General features: G+C 30.3%; 21 protein-coding genes and 2 pseudogenes. All 23 read left to right on the top strand.

What is annotated here, in order from left to right; translation table 11 throughout:
* The first annotated feature begins 10 nt into the window (after window positions 1-10).
* The 23 genes and pseudogenes from essB to MHZ36_RS00075 all read left to right on the top strand — a co-directional run bounded on the left by essB (window position 11) and on the right by MHZ36_RS00075 (window position 20,925).
* Entirely contained in the window at window positions 11-1,342 is a 1,332-nt protein-coding gene (gene essB / locus MHZ36_RS00190) for a type VII secretion protein EssB (RefSeq protein WP_239228875.1), read from the top strand.
* Window positions 1,343-1,359: 17 nt separating this feature from the next.
* The gene (gene essC / locus MHZ36_RS00185) at window positions 1,360-5,805 is read left to right on the top strand and encodes a type VII secretion protein EssC (protein ID WP_239228874.1); all 4,446 of its coding nucleotides are present in this window, start codon (window positions 1,360-1,362) and stop codon (window positions 5,803-5,805) included.
* A gap of 11 nt (window positions 5,806-5,816) precedes the next feature.
* Window positions 5,817-6,116, top strand: coding sequence for a TIGR04197 family type VII secretion effector (locus MHZ36_RS00180; RefSeq protein WP_239228873.1), 300 nt, complete (start codon window positions 5,817-5,819; stop codon window positions 6,114-6,116).
* 18 nt (window positions 6,117-6,134) lie between these two features.
* On the top strand, window positions 6,135-6,539 hold the full coding sequence (locus MHZ36_RS00175; RefSeq protein WP_239228872.1) for a YwqH-like family protein: 405 nt from the start codon (window positions 6,135-6,137) through the stop codon (window positions 6,537-6,539).
* A 19-nt stretch (window positions 6,540-6,558) separates the two neighbouring features.
* Window positions 6,559-8,121, top strand: coding sequence for a T7SS effector LXG polymorphic toxin (locus MHZ36_RS00170; RefSeq protein WP_239228871.1), 1,563 nt, complete (start codon window positions 6,559-6,561; stop codon window positions 8,119-8,121).
* A 13-nt stretch (window positions 8,122-8,134) separates the two neighbouring features.
* Entirely contained in the window at window positions 8,135-8,812 is a 678-nt protein-coding gene (locus MHZ36_RS00165) for a DUF5079 family protein (RefSeq protein ID WP_107377047.1), read from the top strand.
* Between the two features lie 6 nt (window positions 8,813-8,818).
* Window positions 8,819-9,268, top strand: a complete 450-nt coding sequence (locus MHZ36_RS00160) for a DUF5085 family protein (protein WP_107366014.1) — start codon at window positions 8,819-8,821, stop codon at window positions 9,266-9,268.
* Complete coding sequence (locus MHZ36_RS00155; RefSeq protein ID WP_107373618.1) at window positions 9,265-9,714, top strand: DUF5085 family protein; 450 nt, start codon at window positions 9,265-9,267, stop codon at window positions 9,712-9,714. The genes MHZ36_RS00160 and MHZ36_RS00155 overlap by 4 nt, the downstream gene beginning before the upstream one ends.
* A gap of 10 nt (window positions 9,715-9,724) precedes the next feature.
* The gene (locus MHZ36_RS00150; protein WP_107377048.1) at window positions 9,725-10,336 is read left to right on the top strand and encodes a DUF5080 family protein; all 612 of its coding nucleotides are present in this window, start codon (window positions 9,725-9,727) and stop codon (window positions 10,334-10,336) included.
* Between the two features lie 147 nt (window positions 10,337-10,483).
* Window positions 10,484-10,690 (top strand): hypothetical protein, encoded by a 207-nt coding sequence (locus MHZ36_RS00145; protein WP_107643790.1) that lies wholly within the window; start codon window positions 10,484-10,486, stop codon window positions 10,688-10,690.
* Window positions 10,691-11,108: 418 nt separating this feature from the next.
* Complete coding sequence (locus tag MHZ36_RS00140; protein ID WP_343237191.1) at window positions 11,109-11,747, top strand: DUF5079 family protein; 639 nt, start codon at window positions 11,109-11,111, stop codon at window positions 11,745-11,747.
* Window positions 11,748-11,832: 85 nt separating this feature from the next.
* Window positions 11,833-12,474, top strand: a complete 642-nt coding sequence (locus MHZ36_RS00135; protein WP_107591364.1) for a DUF5079 family protein — start codon at window positions 11,833-11,835, stop codon at window positions 12,472-12,474.
* 11 nt (window positions 12,475-12,485) lie between these two features.
* Window positions 12,486-12,928: pseudogene (locus tag MHZ36_RS00125) on the top strand (DUF5085 family protein).
* On the top strand, window positions 12,921-13,379 hold the full coding sequence (locus MHZ36_RS00120; RefSeq protein WP_107377171.1) for a DUF5085 family protein: 459 nt from the start codon (window positions 12,921-12,923) through the stop codon (window positions 13,377-13,379). The pseudogene MHZ36_RS00125 and the gene MHZ36_RS00120 overlap by 8 nt, the downstream one beginning before the upstream one ends.
* A 29-nt stretch (window positions 13,380-13,408) precedes the next feature.
* The gene (locus MHZ36_RS00115; RefSeq protein WP_069818563.1) at window positions 13,409-13,996 is read left to right on the top strand and encodes a DUF5080 family protein; all 588 of its coding nucleotides are present in this window, start codon (window positions 13,409-13,411) and stop codon (window positions 13,994-13,996) included.
* Between the two features lie 37 nt (window positions 13,997-14,033).
* Window positions 14,034-14,239, top strand: a pseudogene (locus MHZ36_RS00110) (hypothetical protein).
* Window positions 14,240-14,375: 136 nt separating this feature from the next.
* Window positions 14,376-14,705 carry a DUF5079 family protein gene (locus MHZ36_RS14275; RefSeq protein ID WP_069818565.1) on the top strand — a complete coding sequence of 110 codons (330 nt, stop codon included), beginning with the start codon at window positions 14,376-14,378 and terminating at the stop codon, window positions 14,703-14,705.
* 215 nt (window positions 14,706-14,920) lie between these two features.
* A complete protein-coding gene (locus tag MHZ36_RS00100; protein WP_103388680.1) occupies window positions 14,921-15,355 on the top strand; it encodes a hypothetical protein in 435 nt (144 codons plus the stop codon).
* 29 nt (window positions 15,356-15,384) lie between these two features.
* Window positions 15,385-16,122 carry a Cthe_2314 family HEPN domain-containing protein gene (locus MHZ36_RS00095; protein WP_107391432.1) on the top strand — a complete coding sequence of 246 codons (738 nt, stop codon included), beginning with the start codon at window positions 15,385-15,387 and terminating at the stop codon, window positions 16,120-16,122.
* Window positions 16,123-16,308: 186 nt separating this feature from the next.
* Window positions 16,309-17,634, top strand: a complete 1,326-nt coding sequence (locus MHZ36_RS00090; RefSeq protein WP_239228868.1) for a DUF6038 family protein — start codon at window positions 16,309-16,311, stop codon at window positions 17,632-17,634.
* Window positions 17,635-17,844: 210 nt separating this feature from the next.
* Complete coding sequence (locus MHZ36_RS00085) at window positions 17,845-18,945, top strand: DNA polymerase (protein WP_239228867.1); 1,101 nt, start codon at window positions 17,845-17,847, stop codon at window positions 18,943-18,945.
* Window positions 18,938-19,306, top strand: coding sequence for a hypothetical protein (locus tag MHZ36_RS00080; protein WP_239228865.1), 369 nt, complete (start codon window positions 18,938-18,940; stop codon window positions 19,304-19,306). Before MHZ36_RS00085 ends, MHZ36_RS00080 begins: the two co-directional genes overlap by 8 nt.
* Entirely contained in the window at window positions 19,306-20,925 is a 1,620-nt protein-coding gene (locus MHZ36_RS00075; protein ID WP_239228864.1) for a DUF5906 domain-containing protein, read from the top strand. The genes MHZ36_RS00080 and MHZ36_RS00075 overlap by 1 nt, the downstream gene beginning before the upstream one ends.
* Window positions 20,926-21,124 lie beyond the last annotated feature (199 nt).

Genomic DNA, 21,124 nt, shown 5'->3' with positions numbered 1-21,124 from the left:
AGAAATGAAAATGGCTGATAATAAGTCTAAAGCACAAAATGAACTTGAACCGTTAGAAGAGGTTGTAGATACAGCTAATATACAAAAACAAAGAGTAGATATGAGGGAAATATCTAAAGCATCTATTAAGGCAGAACATCATCACTTAATGTACCTACTGGAACAGAACAGTCAATATTTTATGGATGCTGATGTGACAGAATTAAAGGATAGTTATCAAATTCACTATCAAATTTCGGAACATACAATCCCCTTCGATAACATAAAAAATTTTGCTAAAAATGAAAAATTAAGATATCTCTTAAATATTTCAAAATTACAAGATATTAGTAATACGCGTTATACATTTAATTTAAGTGCTGATGAGCTTTATTTTACAAAAGATGGACTTCCTTTAGTCAAAACACGAGGGCTGAAAAATGTAGTTGCTCCATTAGCTCTATCAGAAGAAGAGTTTTTGACACGGTATAAAGCATTAGTGATTACTGCATTTAATCAAAAAACATCTTTTGAAGCTTTAGTAGAAGGTAATTTAGCGTTACATAAAGGTACGCCATTCGAAAAGAAAATTATAGAAGCAAATACATTACAACAGTTAACGGTATTGTTGAATGAACAATACGATAAACAACAAAAAGATTATACACAAAATTTTGCCTACGTAAGAAAGACTAGATATACCGTTTTTAAATGGATAGCTATCTCCGTGGGAGTGGTAGCTATTGGTTTATTAGCGCTATTGGCATATATGTATTTCTCTGTAATGAAAATGAACGACCAAGTTGAAAAGGGTTATCAAGCATACGTAAAAGCAGACTATACACAGGTGTTAAATAAGTATAAAGATTTAAATGGTAAGCATTTAGATAAAGAAGCTTTATACATATATGCAACGAGTTACATACAAACAAATAAGCAAGGTTTGGAAAAAGAGAAAAAAGAAAATTTATTAAATAATATTACGCCGAATTCAAATAAAGATTACTTGTTGTATTGGGTTGAATTAGGGCAAGGTCATCTAGATGAAGCGTTAAATATTGCTACTTATTTAGATGACAACGATATTATGAAATTAGCGTTGATTAACAAGTTAAGTGATATTAAAAATAATCCAGATCTATCAAATGATAAAAGATCAGAAGCAACCAAAAAATATAACGATAAACTGCAAGATATTTTAGATAGAGAAAATGAGGTTAAAGATGAAAAGGCTAAGAAGCAAGAACAAGAAGATCAGAAAAAAGATAAAAAGTTAAAACAGCAAGAAGAAAATGAGAAGAAACAAAAAGAGCAAGAACAAAAAGATAAAGAAAAAAGACAAAAGGCAGAACGCAATAATTAGTATGGGACTGAGAAACAATGCATAAATTGATTATAAAGTACCAGGAACAAGTAAAAATGCTAAATCTGAGAAACAACAAGACATATACAATAAGCAATCATGCTAGTGCAGATATGTATATTAAAAATTTGGAAGAAGCTATTCATTTAGAACAAAATGAAGCGGGAATGTGGCAAGCAAACCATTCAACGATATTTCAATCTATGGTACGAAAGACAGCACAAGGTGACGTCACACTCATGATATATTCCGAAGACGAAACGTCATCTTATGCATATCCATCTAATCAAAGTGTTATGACGATTGGACCGCATGCATTTGAAGATATAGAAGTAACAGAGTTATCAAGTGTATTAATGTTTAAACATATTAATGACATAAAACATAATCAATTTATTCAATTAGTGCATGATAGCAGTATAGATGTATATGTGAATTATGAGTTACAAAAAGAGAAGGTAAACAAAGTATATATTGGTGATCACCTAGTTGTTGGAGGCATTTGGACGGAAGTTCAAGCTGAAGGCATTGTTATTTGTTCACATAAAGAGATGAGTTCACAATTAATTCGCTTAATTAGAAATGACCCGAATGCACAATTAGAGGATTATAATGATTACCATCGTTCACCTAGAATTATCCACCGAGAGCCAACTGATAAAATTAAAATAGAAAAACCACCACAGCCTATTCAAAAAAATAACACTATGATTTGGCGTGCAATCATTCCACCGCTCGTAATGATTGCTTTAACAGTAGTCATCTTTTTAGTAAGACCTATTGGTGTATACATTTTGATGATGATAGGTATGAGTATAGTTACAATTATTTTTGGTATCACTACTTACTTTACAGAGAAAAAGAAATATAAAGAAGAAGTGGACAAGCGTGAAAAAGACTATCAACTATATTTAAGAGATAAGACAACAGAAATTAATAATGCTATTAAGGCACAACGATTTAGTCTGAATTTTCATTATCCCTTGTTACCTGAAATCAAAGATATTGTAGAAACGAGAGCGCCACGGATTTATGAAAAAACATCACATCATCATGACTTCTTGCATTATAAGTTAGGCATAACAAATATTAAAAAATCTTTCGAAATAGATTATAACGAAGATGAGTTTATTCCACGAAGAGATGAACTGTTTGATGATGCTAAGGAACTTTATGAATTCTACCAAGATGTAGAACAAGCTCCTTTAGTTAATGATTTAACACATGGTCCTATTGCATATATTGGTGTGCGCCACTTGATAATTGAAGAGTTAGAAAAAATGATTTTGCAATTATCAACTTTTCATAGTTATCACGATATTGAATTTTTACTTGTTATGCGTGAAGATGAGCGAGATACATTTAATTGGGCCAGATGGTTACCACATATGACATTGCAAGCACAAAATATCAGAGGGTTTGTCTACAATCAACGTACACGAGATCAGATACTTACATCTGTATATAGCATGATTAAAGAACGTATTCAAACAGTGCGGGAGCGTAGTAAAAGTAATGAAAAAATTATGTTTACACCACATCTCATTTTCGTAATTACTGATATGTCACTTATTATCGATCACGTTATCTTAGAATATGTTAATCAAGATTTATCAGAATATGGGATTTCGCTTATCTTTGTTGAAGATGTCATCGAGAGCTTGCCTGAACATGTGGAAACAATTATTGATATTAAATCACGTACAGAAGGCGAACTCGTGATGAAAGAAGCAGAATTAATGCAATTGCAATTCACACCTGAAGCTCCAGGGGACATAGATAAAGCATACATAGCTAGACGCTTGGCCAATTTAAATCATATTGAACATATGAAAAATGCAATTCCTAATAGCGTTACTTTTTTACAAATGTATAACGTTAACGAAGTAAAAGAGCTTAACATTGCGCACCGTTGGCAACAAAATGAAACATTTAAAACGATGGCAGTGCCACTAGGTGTACGTGGTAAAGATGATATTTTATCGCTAAATTTACATGAAAAAGCGCATGGACCACATGGTTTGATTGCGGGTACGACAGGTTCTGGTAAATCAGAAATTATTCAATCTTATATTTTATCATTAGCTGTTAATTTCCATCCACATGAAGTGGCATTCTTATTGATTGACTATAAAGGTGGCGGTATGGCGAATCTTTTTAAAGATTTAAAGCACCTCGTAGGTACGATTACTAATTTAGACGGCGATGAAGCGATGCGTGCGCTTACTTCCATTAAAGCAGAATTACGTAAACGTCAACGGTTGTTTGGTCAACATGATGTGAATCACATTAACCAGTATCATAAATTATTTAAAGAAGGTTTAGCTACAGAACCCATGCCTCACTTATTTATTATCTCGGATGAGTTTGCCGAATTAAAATCTGAGCAACCTGATTTTATGAAAGAACTTGTATCAACAGCGCGTATCGGTCGTTCATTAGGCATTCATTTAATCTTAGCAACACAAAAACCATCGGGTGTTGTAGATGATCAAATATGGTCCAATTCTAAATTTAAATTGGCATTAAAAGTACAGGATAAACAAGATAGTAACGAAATTTTAAAAACACCAGATGCTGCTGATATTACATTACCTGGTCGTGCTTATTTACAAGTAGGTAACAATGAAATCTATGAATTATTTCAATCTGCTTGGAGTGGGGCAGCGTATGATGTCATGGGTGATGCTTTAGAAGTCGAAGACAAAACAATATACATGATTAATGACTTTGGTCAATTACAAGCAATTAATAAAGATTTAAGTGGGCTAGTCAATGATGAACAAGAGGCGTCACAAACAGAGCTAGAGGCAGTGATTGATCATATTGAGCAGGTTACTGAACGTCTAGCCGTTGAAAATGTAAAGCGTCCTTGGTTACCCCCATTACCTGAAGCGGTTTACCAGACGGATTTGATTGAAACAGATTTCAAAAAATTGTGGTCAACACAGCCACCAGAAGTTGAACTCACACTAGGTCTGAAAGATGTTCCTGAAGAACAATACCAAGGACCACTGAAACTTAAATTAAAACAAGCAGGTCACATCGCATTAATAGGAAGTCCAGGTTATGGTCGTACCAATTTCTTACACAATATAATATTTGATATTGCACGTCATTATAGACCCAATCAAGCACATATGTACTTATTTGACTTTGGTACTAATGGCTTGATGCCTGTATCGGATATACCACATGTAGCCGATTATTTCACAGTGGATCAAGAAGAAAAAATTGAAAAAGCAATTAAACGAGTAACTCAATTGATTGCAGAGCGTAAGAAAATGTTGAGTCAAGAACGTGTAATTAATATTGAACAATATAATAAAGCAACACAAACAAACGTGCCAAACGTCTTTATCATTATTGATAATTACGACACGGTTAAAGAATCACCATTTGTTGAAAATTATGAAGAAATGATGGCAAAAGTAACGCGAGAAGGCTTGGCGTTAGGCGTATATATTATTTTGACAGGTTCACGTTCTAATGCAATTAAATCTGCGATATTTACAAACATAAAGACACGTATCGCACTTTACCTATTTGAAAATAGTGAACTCACGAATATTATAGGTTCATATAAAAAAGGCGTCAAAGATATAAAAGGTCGTGCTGCAATAAATGATGACAACTTTACTCAGGTACAAATTGCTCAACCATTTGAAGTAAGTGAGGATCAAACATACAACAGCAGAATCAAAGATGAAATAGCACAAATGAATGAGTATTACGTAGGCGATTATCCACCGCGTATTCCAATGATGCCAGAGAAAGTGCTTTTGGAAGATTTAAGTGCACGTTACGATTTAGAGAAAGTAATCCTTGAAAATCATCAAATACCATTAGGCTTAGACTTTGAAGAAGTAGAACTAGTGAGTTTGGATTTGAAGGTTCCTAGTATTATCACTGCGAGAGTTCCTAAAGACTTAGAAATAGTAAATAATAGAATTTTTAAAACATTTGAATCATTAAAAAATAAATCGACAATCATTTTAATTGATCCTGAAGGAAACATGAAGAAAAAAGCCAACGATGTCTCATCGTATTATAGTACTCAAGAAGAACTTAAATTTATAAAGCAAGGCTTTGATGTAGAAATTCAAAAAAGACTAGATGGAGAAAAATCAGTACAAGACATTAAAATTGTGTTCATTAATAATTTGAAAGCATTTGTTGGTATGACGGGAATTACAGAAAAAAATATTAAAAACATACTATCTGAGGGTCCAAAAGTTAACGTTTATACAATTATAGGAAGTATGTATAACGATATTATTGGTACATATGATAGAGAAACAAAGCTAACTAGAGAGATTGTTAATCAAGCAGTTATTGTATCGAGACTCTATGATCAAGACTTTACACCATCGAAATCAACAAATAAAGAGCCTATGCTAAAACCTTACGAAATGCACTACTTTAATAATAATGAAAGTCAGAAAATCAAACTAATTGAATAGGAGTGATAATGATGGGGGAAGTTAAAGTTGAAACAGGTAGTACCTCAGGTAAAATCAGTGAAATTTCAAATTCTGGTGCTAACGTCAAATTAAGTTCAGTTAGCAATGCATTATCAGGTACAGATATCAGTCCCTTTACTGATTTTGCTGGAGCAATAGAAACGTTAAATTCTGCAGTAGCTAACTATAGTTCAATTATTACGCAAGATGCTAAAGCCATGCAAACAGCAGTAGATGATTTTGAAAATAATGATAACGATATGGCAAACCAAATTAGTGAAAATACTAACACTAGTGTTAATGCAAACTAAATTGGAGGTGAATTGGTAATGTCTAACAAAGTTCAACTTAAGAGAAGACGCGCTGAATATATTGGACAGAAAAGAGCAAAAGAAACTGAGTTAACAGGATTAGAAACAGATAAAAAGAGACTAAAAGCAGCTATAAAAAGTGCAAATGAAATAAAAGAAGACTTTGATTCAGAAAATAAAACATACAGTGGTATAGAAATTGAAAATAATGAATGGTCTGGAGATACAAGAAATAAAGCAGATGATAAAAGAGATACTTTAGACGAAGCAGTTAAATGTTATGGTAACAAATATGATGATGCGATTGAACAAATGGATAGTGACTTGCAAAAGTTAGAAACCAAAATTGAAGGTGTAGAATCAGATATAACAGAGCTATCAAGCAGTATTGAAAGTATTAATAGGCAATTAGCTAGTAATTAAAGTTGGGAGGACATAGACAGTGGGCAATAAAGTGAAAATGGCTGAAGTTCATGATTTATACGATTCAGTATCCAAGGCATTGAATAAATTATCAACGCAGACTACTACTTTGAAAACTAATATTGAAAATCTGAAAAGTGATGACAATTTCACAGGAAAAACTGCAACTAGTATAAATAATTATAATCAAAGTTTTCATATTGAAACCATTAATCGTTTGGATGAAATAAAAGAAGAATTTGACACAAAATTTAAAAGTGCTGTAAAGGCTTTTCATGATAATGTAGATAATGATCATAGTGCTATTTTGAATAAAGATGCTTTGGAAACTTATAAAGAAGATATAGACCAATCAGTAGAAAAAATAGAGCAAACAAAAACAAGAATGAATAGCACAATTGGTGGCGTCCATGATTTAACATCGGCAAAAACGGTCTCAGATAGTGCTGTCAAAGACAAAGGAAAAGAATTAACAAAGCACATTAAAAATACTGTATCAGATTTTGAGGACTTTCAAAACAGTCATGCCTCAGATGATTTGGAATTATTAACGATGATTTCACCTGTGGCTACAATGACATCGAAAGTTAAAAATATGCCAAGCAATCGTTCCACAATATCTAAAAACGCAGCAAATATCAAAAGACAATACACTTTTCATTCGAAAAATAATCAATTTGTACAAATGAAGTCAGAGTTAGAAAAATACGAAAATGCAGCATATGGTGGCAAAAAATATGCAAAGTATGTAAAAAATTTAATGGAAATGAAGAGCTATCTGGTAGTTGCAGCAATAGCAGGTGACGGTAACCTTACTAAAGGAAATAGATTATTGAAACAAAACGCAGTAAAAGCTGTAGGTGCTAAAAAAATGAAGTTCATGAATAGTATATTAAATACCAACATTGAAAATATAAAAGGGAAAAAAATGATGAAAGCTGCAGAATTTCTAATGAAAAATCCCAAAGGTATGAAAGTTACGGACAAGTTCTCAAATGCATTGAAAATGACACAAAACTTTGATGATAAAGAGTTAAAGAGTATTAGACAAGTGATGGGAAAAGCTACTCCAAAGTCAGTACTAAAAAGTTCTAGTAAAGCAGCTTTCAATGAAGTTATAAGTGAAAACATGCGTGATTTAGTAAAGAACCCCAAAAAAATTAAAGACTTTACATTGAAAGAATTAGAAGATTTTAAAGGGAAAAACTTGCTAGGTAAGGGCTTGAAATCATTGAAAATTCTAGGTAAAGGATTAGGGCCATTATCAGCCATAGCTGCGGTTGGATTAAATTTCGGAAGTAAAAAATCTACACAAAAGAAAGTGGTTGATTCCGCAGTTGATTTGAGCGCAATAGCAGCAAGCACAGGAACAGGTACGGCCATAGGTGCTTCCATTGGAGGTCCTTTGGGGGCAGGTGCTGGTTTATTAATTGGTGCTGGGATTGGTTTAGCTACAGAAGCAAAAGTTTTCAAAGGTGGAAAATCTGTAACAGATATTGCTAAGGACAAAGCCAATCAAACTGTAAATGCTACTAAAGGTTCATTTATAGATTTTGGGAAAACTTTAGGAAACATATTTTAAGGAGTGATTAAAGATGAATATAAATAATGAAATTGATGAATTAAGAAAACCTGCAACACAAATAATAAGTTTGTTTGCCTTATTTATGATTCTGTTTACTGGAATAACGTTATTTAATGGATTGGAATATAGAAATATACCATTTTATTTAAAATCAATCACTGTCATTGAACTATTAATTATAATTATTAGTTTATTACAATTTATTCGATTTTTTAATTTTGAAAAGCGTAAATATAAAAACAACAGATTATTAAAAAATTATGCAAAGTTTTTGACTGTGATCAATGTGGTTAGCACATATAATGCGGCATTTGCATTTTGTAATTTATTTTACTTTATGGCTATACAAAACAATATTGATTTATATCATTATTGGTTATTATCTACTACTTCAATGTTTATTTGTTTTACATTGTGGACAGTTGGCACAATATTATTGTTCATTGAAATGCCTAAACTAGAACAATATGTCAATGGCAAAGTGAAAACGCTTTTAGGTCTTGGATTAACATTGATAGGATCATTATTATATGTTGAAAGAATTGTAGAGTATATTTTAGTACCTAATATTGCGGATTCAAAATTTTTAGTTTCGGGCTCTATATTAGTGTTGCTAGGGATTCAGTTAGTAGCATTCGAATATGTAAGAAAGTACGCAGACTTCAAAATTTTGGTATTAAAGGAGTAAATGACCATGGAATTAGATGTTTTAATTATGCCCACCCTTGCCAAAATGGAGTTTTCTGTACATCCAGACTATTGGAAAGATGAATTAATTCGCGTAAAGAAATTCTTCATTTCTAATGAAATATATACGACAGGACCTATTATTTTCACAAGAGAAGTGACCGGAATGGATGAAATGAGTTTTGTCACTTATATGGCATTAAATGATGAAATAGATGACATTCCTGAATTAAATATTAAATATGAACCACTTTTAGAGTTATTGCCAACCATCTCGCATAAATGTTTTGATGATGATGACTTTGATCAAGTGTATGAAGATATTAAACAACACGCTCTAGATAAAGAACTAACGTTAAGTGATAAGCCATTTTATCATGTCATGGTGGATTATTTTGGTGGTCAGGTCTATGAAATTCATGCTGAAATTGATATGGATGGAGTAGATATGGAATGAATGAAATGAGTTACTCAAATATGATGTTTAGAAATGTAGTATATAAAGAATATTTGGATTTCAATATATATGAATTAGATAGTTGTGTTAAAAATTTCTATAAGTTAATTAGTAAAGAAAAATTAGTGAAATCTGGCCCTTTAATTATGGTTTATACTCAAGTTATGAAAGAGAATAGGGTGAATATTGAATTAATGTTACCTGTTGATAAACCACTAATACATAGGAAGAATCTTAGTTTTAGAAGTTATCTATACATAGAGGAAATGCTACATGGTCGTATATCAGGTGAGGATTATGAAAGTGAAGAGAAAAATGTTTTAACTGAAATAGAAACTTTTTCAAAAATAAGTAAATTGAAAAGAATTTCTCCATACTATCATATTATCAATGAGGTAGATGGTTTGAATTGGATTGATATCAAAGTGAAAGTATTAGAACAATAAAGGAGTTATGATGGATTATTTATTATTAGTTATAGTGTTCGGAATGTACTATGTCGTGCACTTTACTTCTGTGATGTACGCAGAAAAAATGAAAGTATTACCAATATATTTGTATAGTGCTGCGTTTATTTTGTATTTAATACCGTTATTTTTCATAGATAAGGATTATAATAGTATGCAAAATTCTATGTTAGTTTTAAACATGGGTGTGGTTCTATATGCTTGGATAGCAATAAAAGGGGTTTGGTCGAAACCACTTAAATTAAAAATTGAGAAACTGACAAAAAAGCCAAAAGAGACTATTTCAGAAGAGCAGTATGAAAAAGTTGAAGGATTGACAATTTCATTAGAAGCTTCTAAATATAAGGGCATTATTTCCCTGGTTATATCACTTATATTTATGATAACGATGGCAATTAAAGCGACGCCAGAATTGCGCTCAGAATTTATGGAAGGTAACCCAGTCGTGTGGGTGTTGTTTTTACTAATATTTATTATTTACATATTTATAGATATTGTTTTATGGATTAAGCGTAAGAAGTTTGCTTTTATAGCGATTCGTCCACTATTCGTTATATTTTGGCTAATCATTTTACAAATCCTCTTAGCGATTAATAAGTAAAAGGAAAATTTGATGACGAAATTCTTAATTGAATTTGTATGATTATCATTAGTTACCTTAGTAAGTTGTAGACATAATCAACTTGATTTAGAAAAGTAAAGGCACAATGGCTATGAAAAATAAATACATTATAAAGGAGAGTTTACTGTGAAAAACAATAGTAAAACTTTGAAAGTATGGGCATGGATTTTTATCGTATTAACAATTATTACACCGCTTTTTGGCATAGGAAGTATTATTTGTAGTCTGAAATACAAGAAATATGATGAGAAAAAAGGAGCGAAACTGTTTAATATTGCCATTATGGTTACAGCTATAGTGTTCGTATTAAATATAATTTCTATAATCAGTTAACAAAGCATGTTCAAGCCTCTTTGAAATGAAGTCATTCTATTCAAAGGGCTTTCTTTTTATATAAACATAGTACATAGATTGAGTAAGATAAAAAAATTCAAGACGTGGTAGTAAGTGCAACTAGTCAAGGCGAATGTATAAAATATCAGGCAAGAAAGATAGGGAGACCATGATTTAAATGGTTAATTACAATCTACAGAAAACACTAAAGCCATCAAAAACATAAATGAATGATTGGAAATAACTTAATATCTTGTTAACAGTTTTAGGGTGATAGGTGGCAGTACTATAGGATACTTGATATCCATAAACCACCAAATGTTTAGCTAATGAAATATTTATTCACTCTTGAAAACTGCAACAACAAAGTTTAAATCAGTATTTAATTAAGAGGTAAAAAGATGAATAAAGAAAATATATTGAAAATATTAGAAACTCATATTTAATTGGTTTTTCGTTAGTTAATTTTATAATATTTGATTTCTATTTATTTATATACTTTAGAGTAGGTATAAAGGGTCAAGTACCTAGCTACATGAAAACTTATATAGTGATTTCATTAATATTGTGGTTATTACTCTATTTACAAGAAAAAGGGAAACTATTGCGTAACTATAACAATAAGAGTTACAAACCAAAGCTAATTAGTTACTTTTTAGTCAATTTATTTTCTGGTTACAATATTCCGTTTTTGATTAGTAGTACTTATGTATTTTATTTTTCTGGTTCTAGAGATGATGCATTTGTCTATTGGTTAGTATTGGCAGGATTAATTATTATGTCAGCAAGTGGACTATTTCTATTTTGTTGTGGTGAATTTAGTATATTTAGTGAGAAAAACAATGCAATAGAAAAACTTTGCGGAATTATTTTAATAGTTCTTTCATTTATTATGTTATTTTATTTATCAATGACTGTGTCAAGAGAATCAGAGGAGAATAAAATTATTTGGATGGCTATGATAATGCTATTTTGCGTTCATTTATTAATAGGAAGATCATATTTCTATTTAGCACTTTTTAACATGTATGCAAAAGATAATGGAGTGGATTTATAGTGGGATTAAGTTTGTTTATAATACCAAATCACTTTTGAAAATGATGATTGATGGAAATGGGTACGACAAAGGAGAAATTATCAAAATGAATAATGAATTTGTAAAAAATATCAAAAAAGCATACATAACTCCATTTGGAATATTTATCAATGCTTTAACTTTATTATTTTGTTCCATACTATTTTTTTATAACGATTTATCAAATAAATTGCCACAATATATCTACATATTTTTTATCTTTTGGGTAGCAATCAATATAATTTATTACATTCAAGATAAAAGAGAATCTTTTAAAACAAATAAATTAGTAGTAATTAGGTACATAGTTGTAAATGTGTTATGTGGATATAGTATTCCTATGGCGTTCGCCTCTGTGTATGTATTTGGAGCTACATCTTATGGTTTTCAAGTATTTGATTATTGGTTAATGATAATGGGCTCAATGTTGTTATCGTGGTTAGGATTACATATTTTTGTAATAAGTGAATTTGACATTTCCTCTAAATTTTCGGGAACTATATTCAATTTACTTGGAATTCTATTAAAGCTAATATCATTTGCTAGTTTAATTTATTTGAGCTTGAAGGTCCCTGCGATTCAAGATGAAAATAATTTTATTTGGGGCAGTATGATAATTATTATATGTTCAGATTTATTAATTGGTAGGTCTTATTTTAATTATGCATTTTATATTACGGCTAAGGAAGAAAAAAAGGGTGAAAGCTAGTGGAACTAGGAATGCTTATAATGCCATTTTGTGTAAAAATCACTTTTGAAATTGATAAAAACGACGATTGGTTGGATGGGTTAGATACTGTAAATGAATTTTTTATGGATAAAGATATATATCCCACTGGTCCAATTATTTTTCAAAAAAATCAATTGGAATTGGTGAGTATGAATACACAGCGTATATCTCATTAAATACTGAATTATATGACATACCTGAATTAAATATAGAATATTTAGATATGTTAGAAGTTGGACCAACCTTGTCTGAAAAATGTTTTGAAGAAAGTGAGTTTGAGCAAGTTTATAATCAAATAGAATTAACCGCAAAAGAAAATGAGATTCAAATATTAGATCAACCTTATTACCATGTTATGGTTGATTACTTTGGAGGAAGTGTTTTTGAAATATACGCACAATTAGAATTGAGTGACGGTGATGATAGTGAATAAACATAGTTATTCATCAATTAGATTGAAAAATGTAGCGTATAAGCTTTTTTTAGATGTAACTACTGAAGATTATAAGGTGATTTTCGACCAATTTTTAGAATTATGTAAAGATGTCGGTGTTAGTTCTGCTGGTCCAATTAATTTTGCAGTAACACAAGTAGACTTGCAAAAAAGGTTTAACATTGAAGTTTTTATGCCAGTAGATAGGGCGTTTAGACCAACAAAGGATTTGAATTTCAGAACTTATTTTTGTATTGATATGTTGTTACACGGAAGAATAACATCGAATAATTTTATTGATGACGAAATAGTATTATTAGAGGAAATGAATAGATTTGCAAAGGAAAATAAATTGACCTTTGCCTCACCGTATTATCATACTTTTAAAACAGATAGAAAAAGTGAAAAAGGTTGGATTGATGTGAAAGCAAAGGTTTATGAAAATGAATAATTATTGAAAAGAAGAATGGAGTAAATAGTTTGGTATATTTTGTATTGGTTAGTTTATTTATCATATTTTATGCGGTTATATTTGTAAGCCTATTAAAATCTGAAGGTTTTTCTATACTATCATTTGCTGTTGATGTATTGATTTTGATTGGTCTAATTAGTTTTTATTTTATAGGTGGAAGGTTAGAAGGTCATGACCTAAGTAACTTTTTAATGTTTACGCACTTAGGTTCATACATTTATATGTATTTTGCTATTAAACATTTTTGGGTAAAACCTCGCTTGTTAAAATATATTATACATAAAGATCAAAACCCAGAAAGTGAAGAATTAGATTTTCAAGAGTTAGATTTACAAACAGCTAGAATCAGAGCTATTTACTATTTCATTTTATCAATAGTTTTGCTAACAATTACCAAATTAAAAATGGTAGATGCTTTAAGAGAAGATGCATTATCAATGAATCCAGTATTTATATTTATTGGAATAATAATTATATTAATTTGGTTAGCTTTAGATATTTATCGTAAGAAGAAATATGACATATTTTTATTTAAAACAATAGTTCCATTATTTGTGACAAGTTGGATAATTTTTGGAACGATTATCTTACAATAAAACACTGAAATACATACATTATAAAGGAGAATTTACTATGGAGAACAATGGTAAAGCTTTAAAAAATGGGCATGGGTTTTTATCGTATTAACAATTATTACACCGCTCTTTGGTATAGGAAGTATAATTTGTAGTCTGAAATATAAGAAATATGATGAGAAAAAAGGAACGAATCTTCTTAAAATAGCTATTATTGTTACAGTAGTAGTTTTCGTGTTAAACATAATTTCTATAATCAGTTGACAAAGCATGTTCAAGCATCTTTGAAGTGAAGTAATTCTATTCAAAGATGCTTTTTTTTTTTATAAAATGCATAGAATAAGAGTGACTAATGAAAATATCAAAGGTTTTAAGAAACGTATTTTAAGGAGTATTTAAGATGAATTTAAATAATGAAATTGATGAATTAAGGAAACCAGCAACACAAATAATAAGTTTGTTTGCTTTATTTATGATTCTGTTAACTGCAGCAACATTATTTAATGGATTGGAATATAGAAATTTACCATTTTATTTAAAATCAATCACTGTTATTGAACTATTAATTATAATTATTAGTTTACTGCAATTTATTCGATTTTTTAACTTTGAAAACAGTAAACAATTAAACTATAGATATGGTGATAGAAAATTTTATAAAGTAATTAATAAGTCCAAAAGTCTTGATGAAATTATATATAATTTTGATTATTTAACCAACAATCTTTAGTTTTGATTCCAAGATGGAACTAAACTGATTAAAAAAATAGTAATTGTAAGAATTTTTTGGACGTATTATATAATTATACGAGAGTCTGAGTATTTTTAGAAACCGCATCATTATCTGATAAGCAGAAGCGTATCACAAATAAAACTAAAAAAACGATGTTGAACAATAATATTCATTATGAATTTTTTGAGTAAATCTTAGGAGGAGAAATTAAATTGATTAAACCTAAAGATATAGTTCAATTTTTAAAGCCATGGTTTTTGGCTCTTATATTTGTTGTTTTTATACTTATTCAAGTAGCAGGTTTCACTGGTTATAGTGAAGATTTTTTCGGGCTATTTCATATTGGAATTGGACAATTAGGTTTACTTTTACGATACAGCTTGGCATTTTTATTGTCTGGTCTTGTTACCTTTATTTACTTGTACTATTATAAAAAATTCATAGGAAAAAATAAGAATGATTATATAAAGAAAGTGAAGTCTGTTGTTGTTTTTGTGACATTTTTTATAGGTGGATTTATTATATATAAAGATATATACCTATCAGACATATTGCAAAACGCTTTATTATGGCAAAAGTTTGAATATATGAGTTTATTAGGTTCTACATTTTTAATATTTTGGTGTGAAAAATTAGCTGATAAATAATAGTATTATACAAAAGGAGTTTTGCTATAATGACAATAATAATCCACCCGCTGCAACATATTGAATCTGCAAACATGAATGATTTGCATGATCAGATTCCGTTTAATTACTCTATATTAGAAAACTTATACTTTGATTTTGAGAAAACTGACTCATTTTTTGATTTAACAAAAAGTTACGAAATCGATTATTGGAAAAACATGCTATTTAATCGCATGAATCTACTAATTCGAAATTATACATACACGATGTTCTATTATAATCAGGGTATACCTGATGAAGTTTGGTATAAGTCACCTGGTTCAAAAGGACAATCAGTTGAGCTTTTTCCTGATTTTAAAGAAGAAGACTATACTAAACAATTTAATTTTAATTACTTTTCTGAATATTTCTTCTTACAGGGTTTTAGCATATTTGAGTTGTTAGGACATATTATAGTAAATATTTACGACATACAATTAAAAAAGAATGAAATAAGTTTTCATAAAGCAATAAACAAACTTAAAGAAAAAGATTTAGTGAAATTTTATGCACTTGATAAAATTCGTAATTCCAATGAATTTGATGATGCAGCTAAACACAGACACAACATTACACATAATCAGCATCCACAATTTATATCTTCAGGAATAACTAAATGTGAAAATGGGATAGTTACAGCTGGTGTTGGAAATTACACTACATCTCAAAAAGTTAAAGAAATAATGGATGGGATGTTAATGTGTTTAGAAAAGACAATAGAAATTATAAATAAAAATAAAGATTAAATTATCTTTTAAAGATATAATTTAAATGGTATTGAATAGAATTAGTAGTATTGTATATAAATATAGCATCAGGGAGTAAACAAGAAGCAAAAATAAGATATGAAACCCTCAATATTGCAGATTTGGAAATATTTAATACTCACCCGATTTTTAATTTATATAAAAAATTAATGGAAAGTTGATATTATGACGAAAAATACTTTTAAAGAAAGAATTCAAAAAACATATACAAAAAAAGATCTTGAGAAAGCTTTAGGTCTTAAAAACAAAGCTCAATTGCAGAAACGAATTGATAAATTAGTTGATATTTATAAGGTTGATATGAAGAAATTTCAAAAAAACTCTGGTGAAAGTGAAAGAGCTGCTTATAGTTTCAATGGTATTGCTTTTGATATATTATGTGTCTTATTAAATAATATGACAGATGATAACATACCAAAAGCAATTACGGATGAAGACGTAAGGCTGAGAAAAGATGCGATAGAAAATATTGATATTACCCAATATGCGAATTTTATTAAAAATGTTAAGAATGACATAGATAAAATTGAATTTAAACCATTAAAGTTACATATACATGCACAAAAAGCATACCAAGATGTAAAAAAGGTGTTTGATTCAGGCAGTAAAATAAACGATAAGTTACAATTAGCTTCTGAAGTAATGAGTCAATTACCTATAGATAAACAAGTGGAATTAAGTGACAAAATTGCACTTGCTATACATGAAGTTGTTTATTCTACATTTGCAGAGAACAAATATAATGAACAAATTGATGAACATAATCAAACGAGTGAAAAGTCAAGTCAGCATGATTTTCGAAATAATTATTTTGTAAATCAGTTAACAGATAATGTAATAACAGAAGATATAGATGAAGAGAAAGCATTCATATATGATAGAGATGAACAATTAGATTGGTTATTAGTTAACATACTAAATAAAGTTCAACGAGCTGCGGATGGATGGGGAATGAGAAATGCTAAACCGCATCATAGAACAAAAACATTTAGAGATATGGAGCATTATTTCCTTAGAGATGTATCGAAAATGATAGATAAAGAGCTTAACAAAAAGGAAAACTTAAATAAGCAATCTAAAAAATATGACTTCGATAATAAGATAAAGGTCATTAATGACAATATTGAGCTTTTTAATGAAGATGAACAAATTAGAAAGCATTTACTAGAGTTACGTAAACGATTAGACTTTCATTCTGCAGCAGTATTAAATCAGAAAAATCATTCACACATAGGCAATGAAATGTTCCAATATTTTATGGATGATATGCAACAAGTTGTAACATTGATAGACCGATACATTAATAAGGATGAACATTATAATGATATGAAAAATGGCTATATTAATGAATATAAATCATTTTACAATGCATATAATAATGAAATTGAAGTGATTAAGACGCACGAAAATAACATCCCAATGGCAATGTTAATGAAACAATTTAAGAATCAACTGTTAAAAAGAAGGAATAATCGGAAAAGCTCTAATTGAAGTTAAGTAGAAAATTAATAAATAATTGGTAAGCTCAATCCCTCATATAAAGGGATTGAGCTTATTTATTTGGTGGGAATTTTTTTGAAATTTTTTGCCACTTCATCAATGACCTCTATTTAGTATTAAGATTGTCTTGTCAAAACGTTTTGAACAAATTTTAAGTTGAAAGTGAGCGCGCCACTTTCAACCATAAAGGAGAAGATTTACATGGAGACAAGAGACAAACTGATGTCATTGACTCAAAGTGACAAAACACAGCAATGGTTAATGGACAAATCATCTAACCAAACTGATGTTCAACAATTGCAGCAACAATTCAGCCAACTGCTAGATCAAAAATATAATGCACTTTTAGCTGATGAACAAGTTAAGTTAGACCAATATGTGGAAGTACATCATAATTTAGAAGTATTAAAGAAAGAGATTGAATCGGAACCCATTATGCTTAATACCGATAAATTACCTGATATCAAAGCGACAATGCTTGAAAAGGCTAAGAACGATGAACATTCTGATAAAATCGAACAGCTATTTGATAGATTAGATCAGTCATTAAATGGTACGAATCAATTATATACGCAATTATCTTTGATAGGTACACGAACACATCGGATTACAACTAAAAGATTTAATGTTCAAGGCTTACCTAAATTAGTCCAACAAACGATTTTACCTTCGCAATTTAAAAAGGTTTATACAATAGATTTTAAATCATTTGAGCCATCAGTTGCTGCGTATATGACACAAGATGAACAGCTGATTGACTACTTGAATCATGAAGAAGGGTTATACGATGCATTATTGAGCGACTTATCTTTGTCAAAAGAGAAGCGTGTGAGTGTGAAACGTGCATTTATAGGGTCGTTTCTTTTTGGCGGTCGTTATAGTAGCCCTAAATTCAAACTCAATCAAGAGGTTAGTGAAATCAACTGGCTACAAGTAATGAGCAAATTCAAGAAGGTCATTGAATTTAAGGAGCAAGTCGAAAAATATAAAACAATGCCTACGCCTTACGGCATTGAACATGATATGAGCGCATTTCAAGGTAGTAGTATTATGGCAATTTACGTACAAACGGTAGCGAGCTATATTTTCAAGCACATTTTGTTGGAAGTGTACAAAGCACAGTGCGAACAAAAAACGTTCAAGATTATAGTGCCGATACACGATGCGATTATGATTGAATGTGAAGACGAAGAAATTGCACAAAATGTGTGTCAGTTAATGAAAGATACGGCTAACCAGTTGTTCAATGGTGAATTTGCACATGTGACAGTGGAAGAAATAGGAGGCGTAGACCATGAATAATGATAGAGGACAAAGCCTACACATTCCAAGTATTACACCACTTAAAGAAAATAATATATATGTAGCTACGTTACATTCTGTGAGCCAAACAGATTTCTCAGGTGAAGTAAAACACCAATTCACGTATGAAATTGAAGTGAACAACCAGATTGTATACGCGAATCGTAATATTTCAACACATGCGACAGCTAAGCAGGTGTCAATCAATGATTGGCTAAAGAATCATAGCAACTATAGCGTGTGTCATAAAACGTATGAACATTATATTGACCGAAAGCATTTAATCCATATTGGTCAATATAATGGTAATTATTATGTACATGATGTAGCACCATTAAATGAAACTGGAGGCATATTATAATGAACCATATATTACAAATGTTATCTAAGCTATTAAGTGTGGCTAAGGAGGCAATCGACCGTGAAGGTCTGATTGCTATCCTAACCATTAGTGTTGGCAATGATGATGAAATAGAAGAATCTGTACTAGGTGAAACAGTGTATAACGAACTTATCGATCAGTTACAACTCAATATACCTAAAGATACGGATTATCGACCTAACATCTATAGTTATTTCGGTATTAAGAAGAAACCAAGCGACACAATATTAATAGACATGATGATAAAAGTTTTTCATATCAAACGCTTTAATTCGGAACTGTATATATTCAAAGTTAATGGTTGGCAAAAGCTAAGTGAAAACGAATTACAAGGATTTGTATCAAAAATAATACAAGTACTGTTAATCGGTTATACACCTACGCAAAGTGCACTGAAAAATGTGGTTGAAGGTCTACAAAAATCAACAGATGTAGAAGAACTTGTCGAGAATGAGCACTATATTGGTTGTGGTGAAAATATGTTCAATCTTAATACATTTACTGTGGTTAAAAATTCAATCGATATCTTTCCAAAAACACGATTGAATTTATCATTAAGTACAAATGATGTAATTACGGATAAGATACCGCCTTATTTTAACCAATATATGTTACAACTTGCGAATTATGACGATGATTTACAATACTTTCTTTTCCAACATACAGCAGTACTGCTTACAGCTGATACCAAATACCGTAGGGGTCTCATATTATATGGTGGAGCTAAGAATGGTAAATCTGTATATATTGAACTAGTTAAATCATTTTTCTATAGTAAAGATATTGTGTCTAAGCCACTTAATGAGCTTGAAGGTCGCTTTGACAAAGAAAGTTTAATTGACAAAAGTCTAATGGCAAGTCATGAAATAGGGCAATCTAGGATTCAAGAACAGATTGTAAATGACTTCAAAAAGTTATTATCTGTAGAATCAATGCATGTTGATCGTAAAGGAAAAACTCAAGTGGAAGTCACTTTGGATTTGAAACTTGTTTTTAGTACAAATGCGGTACTTAATTTTCCTCCTGAACATGCGAAAGCTTTGGAGCGTCGAATTAATGTTATTCCGTGTGAATACTATGTTGAAAAAGCAGACACTTCTTTAAACGACAAGCTTCAGAGTGAGAAAAAAGAAATCTTTCTTTACTTGATGTATGTGTATCAACAGATTGTAAAAGCAGATATCGAGTATCTAGAAAATAGTCGTGTCACTGAAATTACTCACGATTGGTTAAATTTTGGATATGAGTTTGTTTTTAGTAAATATGTAAGTATTGCAAATCAGAAAGCATGTATTAAATTACTCCGAAAACTTATAGCAATTAAACCAGGGTCACGTATCAAAGTGTCTAGGCTAAATGAGGTTATTAGAGATGAAATTAAAGTAAGCTCTCAAGTTATTAATGATTTGGTTCAAGCTAACTTTAATGTACAAAGTAGACTAAATAATGGTTATAAGTATTGGGTCGATTTAGGATGGAAAGAAACTGATAAAAAAGATGGCATGATTTCATTCGATAAAAATGAGAATGTAACAGATGATGAGTTCTTATACGAAGATGATTTGAACATAGGTTGGGAGGACTTTGACGATGAATAATGAACAAATTGAAGCATTTGTAGAAGTGCTTGTACCTATCATAGAAGAACGTATCAATAAAGGTAAGTAAGGCTAATTACGTACTACAGGCACTTGCCTGTAGTACTCATATTATTAAGTGACAAAAGTGATAAAAATGAAACAAAGTTATAAATATATATTATCCATATAATGTTACAAGACCGATAGTCTGTAGCAA

Source organism: Staphylococcus sp. ACRSN (assembly GCF_022346615.1).
GTDB lineage: Bacteria > Bacillota > Bacilli > Staphylococcales > Staphylococcaceae > Staphylococcus.
The sequence above is the reverse complement of the archived record's forward strand: the minus strand, read 5'-3'. Positions and strand labels throughout refer to the sequence as shown.